This window comes from Vreelandella sp. 162(4c), assembly GCF_058152265.1.
In genome coordinates, this window is record NZ_CM176981.1 from 955,216 (window position 1) to 968,411 (window position 13,196).

Annotated in this window: 10 protein-coding genes and 1 other annotated feature; of the genes, 1 reads left to right on the forward strand and 9 read right to left on the reverse strand. The window is 48.9% G+C overall.

What is annotated here, in order from left to right; genetic code table 11:
* Positions 1 to 64: 64 nt before the first annotated feature.
* The 8 genes from AC4EYZ_RS04280 to AC4EYZ_RS04315 form a co-directional block, all read right to left on the reverse strand.
* The gene (locus tag AC4EYZ_RS04280; RefSeq protein ID WP_273191053.1) at positions 65 to 784 is read right to left on the reverse strand and encodes a M48 family metallopeptidase; all 720 of its coding nucleotides are present in this window, start codon (positions 782 to 784) and stop codon (positions 65 to 67) included.
* The gene (locus AC4EYZ_RS04285; protein ID WP_273191055.1) at positions 781 to 3,933 is read right to left on the reverse strand and encodes a type I restriction endonuclease subunit R; all 3,153 of its coding nucleotides are present in this window, start codon (positions 3,931 to 3,933) and stop codon (positions 781 to 783) included. Before AC4EYZ_RS04285 ends, AC4EYZ_RS04280 begins: the two co-directional genes overlap by 4 nt.
* A 41-nt stretch (positions 3,934 to 3,974) precedes the next feature.
* Positions 3,975 to 4,463: a PIN domain-containing protein gene (locus tag AC4EYZ_RS04290; RefSeq protein ID WP_273191057.1), complete on the reverse strand. Its 489-nt coding sequence runs from the start codon at positions 4,461 to 4,463 to the stop codon at positions 3,975 to 3,977.
* Entirely contained in the window at positions 4,438 to 5,529 is a 1,092-nt protein-coding gene (locus AC4EYZ_RS04295) for a helix-turn-helix domain-containing protein (RefSeq protein ID WP_273191059.1), read from the reverse strand. Before AC4EYZ_RS04295 ends, AC4EYZ_RS04290 begins: the two co-directional genes overlap by 26 nt.
* Positions 5,530 to 5,621: 92 nt before the next feature.
* Positions 5,622 to 6,893, reverse strand: a complete 1,272-nt coding sequence (locus AC4EYZ_RS04300; RefSeq protein ID WP_273191061.1) for a restriction endonuclease subunit S — start codon at positions 6,891 to 6,893, stop codon at positions 5,622 to 5,624.
* Positions 6,886 to 8,628 (reverse strand): type I restriction-modification system subunit M, encoded by a 1,743-nt coding sequence (locus tag AC4EYZ_RS04305; RefSeq protein WP_273191063.1) that lies wholly within the window; start codon positions 8,626 to 8,628, stop codon positions 6,886 to 6,888. The genes AC4EYZ_RS04300 and AC4EYZ_RS04305 overlap by 8 nt, the downstream gene beginning before the upstream one ends.
* A gap of 169 nt (positions 8,629 to 8,797) precedes the next feature.
* The gene (locus tag AC4EYZ_RS04310; protein WP_273191065.1) at positions 8,798 to 9,457 is read right to left on the reverse strand and encodes a YagK/YfjJ domain-containing protein; all 660 of its coding nucleotides are present in this window, start codon (positions 9,455 to 9,457) and stop codon (positions 8,798 to 8,800) included.
* 366 nt (positions 9,458 to 9,823) lie between these two features.
* A complete protein-coding gene (locus AC4EYZ_RS04315) occupies positions 9,824 to 10,021 on the reverse strand; it encodes a helix-turn-helix transcriptional regulator (RefSeq protein ID WP_273191066.1) in 198 nt (65 codons plus the stop codon).
* A gap of 755 nt (positions 10,022 to 10,776) precedes the next feature.
* Between AC4EYZ_RS04315 and AC4EYZ_RS04320 the strand changes: the two genes are divergently transcribed.
* Positions 10,777 to 11,445 (forward strand): hypothetical protein, encoded by a 669-nt coding sequence (locus AC4EYZ_RS04320; protein WP_273191068.1) that lies wholly within the window; start codon positions 10,777 to 10,779, stop codon positions 11,443 to 11,445.
* A 294-nt stretch (positions 11,446 to 11,739) separates the two neighbouring features.
* Here AC4EYZ_RS04320 and AC4EYZ_RS04325 read toward each other — a convergent pair.
* A protein-coding gene (locus tag AC4EYZ_RS04325; protein WP_101146781.1) for an IS3 family transposase occupies positions 11,740 to 12,956 on the reverse strand; the annotation gives its coding sequence in 2 pieces (ribosomal slippage) (positions 11,740 to 12,671 and positions 12,671 to 12,956; 1,218 coding nt in all).
* Positions 12,565 to 12,681, reverse strand: a sequence feature (AL1L pseudoknot). Its footprint overlaps the gene before it by 117 nt.
* Positions 12,957 to 13,196: the final 240 nt, after the last annotated feature.

Genomic DNA, 13,196 nt, shown 5'->3' on the forward strand with positions numbered 1-13,196 from the left:
CAGCCTCGGTCGATAAGTGACGGTTCGTTACCACATGCGAAATTGCTGCAATTCAAGAAACCCATCAAAACCCCACCCTCTCCGCATTTTCCCTCAACCACTCTCGGCATTGTGGATAGTCCGGCATCACCCGTCCAAGCTCATTCCAAAACTCAGAGGAGTGATCGTGGCGGATCAGGTGGCAAAGCTCGTGCATCACCACGTAATCCACCATTCGGTTGGGGGCCATCATGATCTGCCAGTTAAACTCCAGCTTGCCCTTGGTGGTGCAGCTGCCCCAGCGTGATTTAAACGTGCGAATGCCTACGCCCATAGGTGATACTCCCACGATGGGGGCAAAGCGCGTCACTTTCTCTTTTATTTTTTGTTCGGCTTGGCGTTTGTACCAGCGTACCAAGGCGTTGCGCACCATGTGCGGGCGTTCCGGGCCGCTGGGTAGCGTTATTAACAATCTGCCGTGTACCAGCTTTACCGGGGCAAAGGCACCGGTTTCTATCTTGAGGCGGTAGTTGCGCCCCAGATAAGGAAACGCTTCACCGGAGACAAACTCGCGGCTACTGGCAGGCGCGGCCAGCTGGTGTAAGGCCATTTTTTCTTTGATCCAGCGCCGCTTGCTAGCCAACAGCTGGTCAATCTTTTCCAGTGGGGTCTCACTGGGCACCACGATAGATACTGCGCCTTCTTCCACGCGGATATCCGCCGATTTACGGCGATTAGTGCGGATGATTTCGGCAATAAAACCCGAGGCATCTCGGTATTCGGTTGGGTTTGCCATGGCGGTCATGGATTCGCTTTTCCAAAACGGTTTTTGGCCAGCTCCATAAAGCGGTCTTGCACCACAGTGACCAGTGCTTTATCCGCAAAGGAGCCATCCAGAACGGCGCGCTTAATCTCTTTTTTCATGCGTTTGACCTGATCCTGCTTATCGAAGAAGTCGACGATCTGGGTGGCTTCATCAAACATTCCAACGAGGTCTTGGCTGATGGCCTTGATCTCATCATGCACCGCTTCGCTGATGGCATCTTCCCCGGCATGGTGGGTCACTTCCGCCATTAGGATGTTGTAGAAAGCAAACTCGGTTTCACTCAGCCCCAGGGCATCGGCTTCCTGTTTATGCTCGGTGCTGATGGTGCTAACCATCTGCGAGAGCAGCTCCAACTGTTGGTCCCATTTACCCGCCGTTTTCTCGATAATATCGCGCAGGCGTAGGCTAAGCGATTTGTAATACTCGGGGTCTTCTTCCAGGTTGACGGTGATGTGGTGCTTAATCGCGCTTTCGATCTCGGACGCTTTCGATTCCGGGGATTTGATCTGCTCCACGGTTTGCTTGAAGTTGGCATCCATTAAATCCACTGGCGGGATCTTGGGGTCTACCCCCGTGCTGATAATGTGGTCTTCCACCAGCTTGCGAACTTTTTCACCTACATCAGCAAGGTTAAGGCCTGGGTCGCGGTAGCGGTTTCTCGCGGCGTTTTGTACCTTGCCCCAGAATTTTAGGTCAGGCACAAACGGTTTGGCCGCTGTATCCGGCAGGATGATATCCATTTGTTTGGCAAAGGCTTTATACGCCAGCTCAAACTGTTGGCGTTTGTCTTCATCCTTGAGGAAAAGGACGTAGGCATCAATATCCTTCTCTTTTACCGCTGCAAATAGCTTTGCAACCCTTGTGTGGGCGGCCTTCAGCTTGGGGATCTCGTCTTTAAGGCTGTGGTAGGTGCCTTCAGCGTCTTCGTTACTGAACATCTCCAGCGCTTCGGTCAGCTGATCAGATAGTCCGTAGTAATCGACAATAAAGCCTGCCTGCTTTGTCCCCTTGCCGTTAGGTGACGAGCAGGTGCGGTTAACCCGTGCAATCGCCTGCATCAGCGTGTGGTCTTTCAGATTACGGTCGATATACATGGCTTGGGCAATGGGCGCATCAAAGCCGGTTAGCAGCATATCTTTCACGATCAGAAAAGCCGTTGGGTCTTCACTTAACGGCTTGGTGAAGTTGCCGACAACCTGTTTCTGGCGTGCTTTATCGGTGTGCTGCGCCAAGTAAGCCGGGTCGTTGTGGCTGCCGGAAACAATGACTTCAGACGGTGGAGCATCCAGCTCATCCAGGGTTTTCTTGAACAGAGTGGCAGCATAGCGGCTACCGACTACAATCATCGCTTTGAAGCCGTTGGGATGAATGTGCTCGCGGTAGTGTTTCAGCAGGTCGATGCATACCCAGCGGATGCGTGCCGGTGCCTCGCGTATCGCACGTTCCACTCCGTACTTTTTCCTGATCTCTTTTTTTTCGTCGTCGCTGTAATCGCGAAAGTACTCCTCGAAAAGCGCATCCAGTGAATCGCCCACCACATCGGACAATACCTGACGGCCTTCGTAGAGAATACGCACCGTGGCCCCATCGGCTACGGCTTCGTTGATTTTGTATTGATCAATATAGCCACCGAAAGCCTGGCTCATTTTCTGTGTTTTCAGCAAAGGTGTGCCGGTAAAGCCAATCTTGGGGGCATTAGGTAGCGCGGCGTTAATGGTGGCAGCGAGGTTACCGAACTGGGTGCGGTGGGCTTCATCGGCTAGCACGATCACTTTATCGCTGGGGTTCAGGTCGCTGAAATCGCCTTCGGCTTCTGCATCCTGAAACTTCTGCACCATGGCAGTAACGATATCGGATGAATCGAGCTGTAACAGCGTTTTAAGCTGAGCAACAGAACCGGCATTGTGAATGGTTTCATTCTGAGCATCGCGGAACGTCGCGGAGAGCTGACTATCCAGCTGTGTGCGGTCAGTGATGAACACCAGCTTGTACTGTTGTAGCTCTGGGTCGCGGCGCATCTTCACCGCCAGCATTACCATGGTGAGCGACTTACCAGAGCCTTGGGTATGCCACACCACCCCCGATTTTTCCTTACGATCCTGGCCTTCTTTCAGGCGCTTAATCACCTTGTTAACCGCACGGTACTGCTGATAGCGGGCAATTTTCTTAATCAGCCGCCCATCCACGGCTTCAAACAGGGTGAAGTTCTGTAGCACGTCGAGAAAGTTAGCGGGTGAGAAAAGCCCTGCCAGCAGGCGCTCTTGAGCGTTGATATCTGCGTGAGCCGGTTGGCCCGCTGCAATGCGCTGCGCTTCTAGCAGGTAAGCTGGGGAAGGCACATCGGTAACTTGGTAAGCAGTGGCGGCAGGTAGTGGATGCTGTTCTGCCTGAGCGGAAGCGAGTAACTGGCGGATATCCCCGTCGGTAAAAGGATAAGCATCTTTCCAATCACCGTAATGTTGAGTGCTAGAGCTAATCGTACCTACCCTGGCTTGGTCTCGGCAGGTGGAGACCATAAGCTGGTTGTACCAGAACAGCTTTTGAGCACCTTCGTCATCTTCGTGATAACGCAGATTAGCGTAGCGCCGTAACTGGTCAACACCTTGCGCTAGGGCATCAGCAATATAGGGCGACTTGCACTCAATCACTGCCAACGGCAGGCCGTTTACGAAGCAAACGATATCCGGGATGATGTTCTGGTTAAGGCCTTCAATCTTGAATTGGTTGGTGCAGAGAAAGTCGTTGTTGTCAGGCTGGTCGAAGTCGATGATTTTGACCGTCTGCCCCTTGCGCCCCTTACCCACGTCTTGCTCTACCGAGAGATAGTTGACCAGCTGCTGGTAGATTGCGTGGTTGTACTCCATCAGGCCCGCATGGTGGGGATGAGTAATCTCCCGCAGTACCTTGCGCAGGTTCTCTTCGCTGATCCAGGGATTTAAGCGCCGCAGGGCGGCTTCTAACTGTTTGACCAGCACTACATCACGATAGTAGCCGCGCTCACCGGTAGAAGGGGCACCGTCAATAGGCAGCACAGGGGATAAACTTGCCCCAGGAACATAATTCCAGCCCAGTTGCTGAAGCTGAGCGATGGCGGGCAATTCGACCTTTTCGACTTCATCCTGGAACAAGGTAATTATCCTTTGTAGTACTTTTCGCTCAGCCTAGCATGCTACCGCCATCGGTTCAGCCGTTTACGGCATTCAGTCTCCGGTAATCGGGCACCTGCCTTCAGCATGCTGTCTAACGCATCGGCGAGCTGTTGCGTCGAAAGCAAGGCATGGCGTTCCAGCTCGTCCAAAATCCAGAGCACACCCCGCACTTCAAGCTGGCCTTGTTGGCCGGATTTGCGCAGCGCACCGTCACCGGTTAATAGCGGCCAGCGCCGCTCTCTGGCCAGAAAATAGCAGGACACATCGGCCAGAGAAGAGTTGCCCAGGGTTTGGCGAAGTTCAAAAAGCGACACCACCTCATCGCCACTTAAGCCTTCTACCATCAGCCCCAGATCCGTCAACTGCTGGCCGGGTGGCTGCCTTAACTCTCGCCATACAAAATCCGTGGTGACGAATTGATGGGGCAGTGCAAAGACGGTTGAAAGCAGGCCACTACGATGAAGATCAATCCAAATATTGGTATCAGAGACAAGTATTTTCGCTGACATGCGCGCCGCCACCTGTCTGTCCGTTGGCCATTACCTCCTGGATATTCCCCAGGCCGGTATTGAGTAATTCCGCTGCCCGTGAGGGGGTCACTAACCCTTCCGCAAGGGCTCGGTAAACCAGCTGCCGTAGGCGGTAAGAAGTCTCTGATGGCAAGGGGTTAGGCTCACTGGTGCGGTAGCCCTGCATTGACCAGTATTTGACGGTGCTTTGGTAGAGGTTCGGGTTGATGATACCCAGGTCATGCAGCCGCCGTAGAATCGCCTGAATAGAAATGCCCCACTCTTGTTTGGCCAGCAGGAACTCGTCAAACAAAACACGCTTTCGGTGCTCGCCGAAAATGGCGCGTACTTGGCTAGCAGGAAACAGAAAAGCACCGGCAAAGCGGTGGCAGTTGTTCTCTTCTTCCCGGGTGCCGTGAATAGCGTCAGGCATAGCCATCACGAGGTGGCCTAACTCATGGGCGAGGTTAAAGCGTTGGCGTTCACCGGGGCGGTCAGTGTTGCTCACAATCACCGCATCCGCGCCCTCGTTGACCAGCGCACACAGGCCATCAAATTTTTGGTGGGCATGTAAGCCCACGACCTTGATGTCGTTTTCTTCAAGGGTTTCGGTCAGGTTGGCAATGGGGTTGAGCCCCAGGTTCCAGGCGTGGCGCAACGCTTCTGCCGCCTGTTCGATCTCTTCAGCGTTAGCTACCGAAAAACGGCGATGCCAATGGGTAAAACCACGGCGGCGTGGTTCAGTGTCGAACACGTTTTCCGCTGCCAAATAGCGCTCAAGATGCTCGCGCACCTGCTCTTTCACAGCTTCCTGCTGGCGTTTGCCAAAGGCGGAGTGCTTGCGAAAGTCGACCGCGCCTAACGCCACGGAATCCGGGCGGAAAAAATACTCAGGGCTTACCTCCAGCACATCGGCGAGCTGGATTAAGCGAGTGGAGTTGGGCGCGTCCTTGCCCTGCTCATATTTAGACAGAGCCTGCTTGGTAATGTCCCCCAGCTGGTCGGCCACCTGCTGCAGGGTCATGTTCTTGAGGACACGCGCACGATGCAAACGATCATGCAGCATGGGGGAACCTTAATGACGAGGAATTGAGTTGACAAGTATGGGTTAAAAAACAAACCTGTCAACGCAAGTGGAAGGCTATTGCACGAGAAAAATCAGGCGTCGGCTAGCTCGCGGGTATCGACATTGACGCGGACTTTGCCGGTGAGTAGATCTTGCATGAGGGCTTTTTTGATATTTATTTTGCCAGCTAATTTTTCTTCAAGTAGACGTTGCTTGTCATCAATTGCACCCAAAGTTCTACAGATGCATTCTTGCTCAGCGATAGACGGCAACAGAACTGGGAACATCTTTAGCTGACTTGAGTTTAGACTTGCAAGGTTAGTAGTTTGTTTGGCACAACTGAGGTAATAGTTTTTACCATACTGACTACCGGACAAATAATTAAAAAACTCAGGAAGTAGTTGATCTTTCATTGTTCTAACGACAAAAACATGATTTTGATGAACGCAGGGGCTTATCAACCCTTTCCAAATGGCACCTCGCCCAATCTTATCAAAGTCTCCACCCTCGTTTACCAACACATCATCGGTCTGCAAAGAAAAGCGACTCAATCGTCCTTTATCAATTTCAATGTACTTTATTTCAGTTAAGTCAAGATAGCCGTCCTGCACATTTGCCACTCTAAGGTAAGGAACATTTATCATATCCCCCTTAGAGTTTGAGTTTTTTGCAATTCCTGTTTGAATAGTTGCAACTTCTTCAAGCAATGCACAATCCCATCCCACCGGTGACTCTTTGAACTCGGTATGACCAATGCCCTTGGTCAGCAGCTCCTGCATCATGCCGGTTTTCAGGTCTTTCAGCTTGTCGATCTGGGAGCGTGTTTTTTCAACCACCTCGTCGACGGATGACAGAATGGCGGCGATTTTTTTCTGTTCGGGGAGTGGAGGACGATATAGCTTTAAACCGCCCAGCTGCGCAAGGTTTAAGTTTATTTGGGCATTTCCAGCTTGTGAATCATTTATTTGCTTTGCTATATAAGGACTTTCAATTGAAAATCTAACAAATTCTGGAATGACTTCATGGTTATGAAGTCTAACTATTCCAATTGCTTGGTTAATATTAGCTGGAAGGTTATTCTCTTTAACTATTGCTGACCGTCCTATCGCACCGGCTATTGATACTAGCAAATCTCCAGCATGAAGTTGTGAACGCTTTAAAAGTTGATGAGTCTTATGATCTATAAACTTCAAGTCACTTTCATCAATATGCCCATCTTTAGAAATGTTCTCAACTCTAATGAATTTAATGCCATATTGAGTATAGCTAGCGCCACTAGTTGTAGGTGTCGTGCCTTTAGTAACCACTGATGAAACATCATTTAACGAGCATTCACTCCACCCAGCAGGTAATAAATTATTCATACCCCAGCTCCCTCAAATACCCCTTCATCACGCTTTCGGCTTCGGCGACTTCGGCATCCAGTTCATGCAGCGAGACCTTGTACTTATCCCACCAGCGTTCTAGCTGGCTGATAATGTCAGCGCTGTTGTCAGCATCGGGCGCTGCTTGCTGGACGATGTCACGCAGCTGTTCTTTGCTATCGATGGCAGGTTTGAAAGCAAAGTAGGCCTCATCACGGCGATCAAACACGCAGCTAACGTCAAACTCCATCAGAATTTCTTCGCGGATATACTCACTCTCCACTTCCCGCACGGGGATTCCGCCGTGGAGGATGGCATGCACATCGAAGATCTCTGGCGGTGGGCTGGTATCGGCGTAGCGGCGGATATTCAGGTTGTAATCGTTCTCGGCAATGCCCGCCAGGGTGACGACTTTTGAGTAGCGCTTGATCTCGGCGTAATCGTCAAAGGTAGTAACGATCTTCTCGATATCCTGCTGACGAAGCTTGTTCTGGTTCTTACCTTCTTCAAACTCCAGCTCGCTGTTGATAAACAGCACCTTGCCTTTACGCTCGGCAGGCTTCTGCTTATTGATAATCAGCAGGCTGGCGGGAATGCCGGTTCCGTAAAATAGCGCCGGTGGCAGGCCAATTACGGCTTCCAGCAGGTCGTCGTTCAAGATGCCCTGACGGATGGCTTTTTCACTGGCACCCCGGAACAGCACACCGTGGGGCATCACCACCCCCATCATGCCTTCGGCATTGAGACTGGCTATCATGTGCTGAACAAAGGCCAGGTCGCCGGAATCCTTGGGTGGCGTGCCGTAGGGGTAACGACCATAGGCGTCGTTATCGGCTTCTTCCTTACCCCACTTCTTCAAGCTGAACGGTGGATTCGCCAGTACCCGGTCGAAGGTCATCAACTCACCGCCTTGGGTGTGCTGTGGATCGCCTAGCGTGTCGCCCTTGCGAATATCGGCGCTGTAAACACCGTGCAAGAACATGTTCATCTTGCAGATGGCCCAGGTGTTCAGGTTCATCTCTTGACCAAACAGCGATAGGTTAGCCGGGTTCTCGCCATTGGTAGCTAGATGATTGCGAGTTTGCACAAGCATACCGCCCGACCCCGCCGTGGGGTCGTATATGCGCATGCCCGCGTGGGGCTTGAGCAGCGATACCAGCAGCTGCACCACTTCAGACGGCGTATAGAACTCACCGCCTTTTTTACCTGCGCTGTCCGCGAACATCTTGATCAGATATTCGTAGGCCGTGCCCAGCAGGTCAGGCCGCTCGAAATCCTGGTTGCGTAACCGGTAGCGGCTGAAATGGCTAAGCAGATCACGCAGCTTTTTATCAGAAAGCTTGTTCTTGATGTTGAAGTCGATAGACACCAGCACGCCTTCCAGCGTGGCGTTGTGCTCTTCAATGGCTTCGGTGGCCTTGTTCAGCTCAGCGCCAATATCGTGCTTCAGGTCTTTGATGGCACCCCAGCGGGCAACGGGCGGAATGTAGAAGGTTTTGTCGTATTCGTCTTCATCATCGGCCAACTCTCGCGCCTGGGCCTCGCTTTTGCCTTTACTGAGGTAATACGCAACCACCGATTCCTGGGCTTCCTCGAAGGCATCCGACAGGCGCTTCAAGAACATCATGCCGAAGATGTAATCCTTGTACTCGGACGCATCCATATTGCCGCGCAGAATATCGGCGGCTTCCCATAAGAAGGATTCCAGCTGTTGCAGCGTAACGGTGTGGCTCATTGATGATTCCATGTATGCGATAACCGTGGGCATTGCTGATACCTAGCCCCCACAAAATAGTGAGCCGAGTTTAGCGTTGTGGGGGCATGTGGGCAAAGGTGTTCGCTGTGAGCGATCTTAGCTAATTACTTTTGTTACAGAGCAAATAGCTGTTAAAGCTTAAAATCGCTCAGTTATGACTGGTACTGAATGAACGCATCCTTAGCCCATACTGTTTCGTATCAGCTTTGCAAAGGTAAGAAGCTCGATAGAACGCCTCCTGAAAGCTATTCACGTCACCTCGGTCAATCCAATAGAACGGATGGTCAGGCACATGAATCCATGGCTCTTGAGGATTCCAAACGATCCCAAGGGCACTGTACCAAGCGCGTGACACACGACTGATAAGGTTCTCATTGGGAGAGCATGCCTTGCCAGGCATGTGATAGGAGCCACGGTTGAGTATCAAGAAAAAGTGATAATGCATCTTGCCATTGTCACCTACTTCGCGAGTCCAGGCGAAACGTACCTTGGTATCAGGCACCCAGTTAATTTTACGCCTGCGTTTCAGGTCGTGCTTGATAATGGCCCTAAGAGAAGCTATGAATTTTGGCATCAGAAGCATGTGATCTACAACTGTCATTTGGTCACTTATTAGGGTGGGGATGACCGGTTCAACCCGTATAACAAGTACATGAGAATAGTCTTCTAACGCATCCTCAAGTGTCTTTTGTAGCGATTCAAGGTACTCAAACACCATCGGTAAATACTTTACTTGAATGGGCATGTCATTAAACAAGGGATCATGGTGCAAGTGCAGGTTAGGGTTAGAGGTTAGTCGTTGTGTCATTTTCAATCTCCGGTATGTGAATAACTACTCATTACCGACAAGGCTTGGGCTTTAGTGGCGAACACGATGAATCCTCCAGCAGTTGCTGGATTAAGTACATGATGGTTTATCGGTTATTAGCCTTTAGGCGGCTACTTAGGTACAGGATTGAGGACCCTATCTTTATCCTTTGGTTAGACTATCAATCTTAATAAGATCTATTGTTTTAATTACTAGATCTACCTAGGATAATGTTAATAATAATTAAACAAGGGTAAAAAAGGTTTATTTAATGATCATAAACGCAGGTGGGTAGTGGCGTGAGCGGATGGTAGCTGATAAAAAAACAACTCTTCAATTAAATTAAAATAATTTAAGAAACGAACACTACACGACACCTCCGTCCCTGCGCTCAATACTGTCAATAATCCAGGTCTCGATCTCACTCTCGACCCAGGCAACGGCGCGAGTGCCAAGCTTAATTGACTGGGGGAATTGTCCCAAGCTTATGTACTTGTAGATCGTTGATCTAGCCAACCCAGTGCGTTCCATAACATCTTTGATGCGGATCAATTTAGTGCTCATGACGAACTCCTGTTATTCGTTCATGAGATGAGGCCAGCGAGTATTCTATTACTTATCCCACTCTCTTTATAACTCCCTATAATAAACCAATCTTTCTTAATCTAAATAATGTGCACCCCTACTCTGATAGCATGCTAAAGGTAGCTGGCATGCTGCTTAAAAAACAAAAAGAGCATTCAAAGATAACCTTTACATAATTCTTCAATAACATATTTTAAGCCATTAGACTAATCACAACTGATGGATAGTTCACACCGCCCAGTTCTGTTTTTGGTAGAGCTAGGGCCTCTGAGCATGCTGGCATCTATCTGCGTTTTTTATAGAAACATCAGCTCATTTTGATAAAGCTAATCATTGGTGAATTCACTTAATTTGCGAACCACTCTATGCTGCTACAGCCAATGCCTTAGCATCCATAATGGTGGTTTCGTCTGGCAAACAACCTGCTTAGATCTAGCCCGGCAAAGCAGGGTATGAAACCGGTTTATTAATATACTTATCATCTTCCAAATTGATCATTAATTAGCCATTTTCTTGCGAAAAAAAGGGCATAAAATGTGATCAACCTATATTCCATATATTTAATATCAATAGCTTATGCTATCAACAATCCTTTACTAACACATTGTTACGTTACGTTGTAACGATACGTCGTTATGTAACGCTGTGATGATATTTTTTTTCAAAAGCCTTCATGCTAAGATATACAACAAGGTGCATCACAAATATACATCCATTAAAGTAAAGAGAAGATAATGCCAGGTTTAATTAAATGGTTAAAAAAAGATGATACAGAACAGCACACCTGGGCTTATAAGTACTTATGCTCAAAAGGTTTAAAACTATACCCTAACCCTTCAAACTATTATGAAGCCTTAGTTAATTTTGACAAACAAAATCAAACAGACCCCGTCTACAAACTAGCATTAAACTCCCTCAAATCTGCTTGGCGTCAGAAAAATCTTAGAGAGAAAAGAAAAGGTAAAACAGAATTTAGCATAGTCATTAGTAATGAAAAAAAGAAAAAGTTAAAAACACTTGCTCGGCAACAAGGAAAGACACTTGGTGAAACGCTTGAGGATTTGATAAATAATGAAATAACACGAAACAAAGAGTACGAAGAAAAAATAAAGAACGAGAAAGAGACTTTAAAACAGATGCTTCATATTACTCGGGAAGCTCATAAAATAAAAATAAATGAGCTAGAAAAAACGACCACAACTCTTTTACATTTACTTAAAAAATATGTTTTAAAAATGATACAACATGAAATAGGTGCCTACGAAGCAAACCACCCATCCATTTATGAACACATGGGGAGTAAAAAACATCAAGATCAAAGGATTGCCATGGAAAGTGAAATTATTAATAAAGAATTAAAAAAACTTCCTTCTTGGAACGCAAAGAAATTTCCATTTCTATAGAAAAATAAATTATCACGAAATTATTTATCCACGATAAAAAAATTTATGACGATGATTAACTGTAAGTTATTCATGACACTTACCAATAATGATGACACTTTTAACTATAAGCACTGACCAAAATTTAGCGACAAAGACCTTAAACGCAACAAGAGAGCAATATGATATATGCACATGATAAAAACCTCCTTTTTAGTCTCAAGGAGGATACTATCCGTAGAAGGAAATTAATCACGCATGATGTGAAGGCAAGTATGAACCGCCCCGGTTATTCCGGAGACCGGTTTGTTTGAGTCAGGCAGCTTCACCCGACTCCTCCAATTGACGATAATACGTCCTTTCTCGTTCTGCTGGTGGAACGTTTCCGATGGGTTCCAGCAGTCGACGATTGTTGAACCAGTCAACCCACTCTAGCGTGGCATACTCAACGGCATCCAGTCCCCTCCATGGGCCACGATGATGGATCACCTCCGTTTTGAACAAGCCGATGATGGTCTCGGCCAGCGCATTGTCGTAGGAGTCGCCGGTGGTACCGACTGAGGCATTGATACCCTCGTCAGCCATACGCTCGGTGTAGCGGATCGAGAGATATTGGCTTCCCCTATCACTATGGTGGATCAACCCTTGTCTGTGTTTTCGTGCCCACAGAGCTTGCTCCAGAGCGTCCAGCACCAGTGCTGTTCTCATCGACGTCGCTACACGCCAACCCACGATACAGCGTGCATAAACATCGATAACGAACGCAACGTAAACGAAGCCAGACCAGGTAGCGACATAGGTAAAATCGGCCACCCAAAGCTGATTAGGACGCATGGCCGTAAAGTCACGTTTCACTAAATCAGGTGCCCGTTTCTGGCCGGGATCACTGATGGTCGTGAAGGGGCGTTGGCCTCGCACCACGCCGCGAATTCCCAGGCGGCGCATGAGCCGTTCTACAGTGCAACGAGCAACCTTAACGCCTTCACGGCGGAGTTGCCGCCAGACCTTACGGGCACCGTAGACGCAGAAGTTTTCTTCCCACACCCGCTGAACCTCAGCCGTCAGAAGCTCATCCTGCCGATACCGGTCTGCCCGCCGTTCAGGATCAGCTTCAAGTGCCTTGTGGTGGTAATACGTCGATGGGGCGATTGGCAGCTGGCTACAAATCGACTCGACCCCGAACTGAGCACGATGCTCGTCGATAAATGACACCATCAATTGGGTTTGCGGTCGAGCTCCGCCTGGGCGAAAAAAGCAGCCGCCTTACGGAGAATTTCATTGGCACGCTTCAATTCGGTGTTTTCACGCTCTAGCTGCTTAAGTCGTTCATGTTCAGACAGGTTAACCGAGCTGTTTTCCTGCGTGAGTTCTGTGCGTTTGCACCAAGCTCTCAAGGTCTCTGGTGTACAACCGAACTTGCTGGCAATGGAACAGATCGCCGCCCACTTGGACGGGTATTCGCCTTGCTGTTCAATAACTAAACGAACAGCTCGCTCCCGCACTTCCGGGGAATATCGTTTTGGTGAGTTCATAACTCCATCCTCTCAAGATATGGAGTCTCCGGTAAAGACGGGGCGGTTCACTCAGCTTACGCGCTTATCTTGTAATAATTCTGCCAATTGCTACTAGACAGATAAGCCAAGTTACCCACATCAGACAGCGCATGACGGTAAAGCCAACAGGACACTTCTTAACTCTTGCTTTAAGGGAATGGGCTGAAATTGAATCGCCAGAGTTTAATACAACCGACGTTTACTATAGCCAAAATGGGC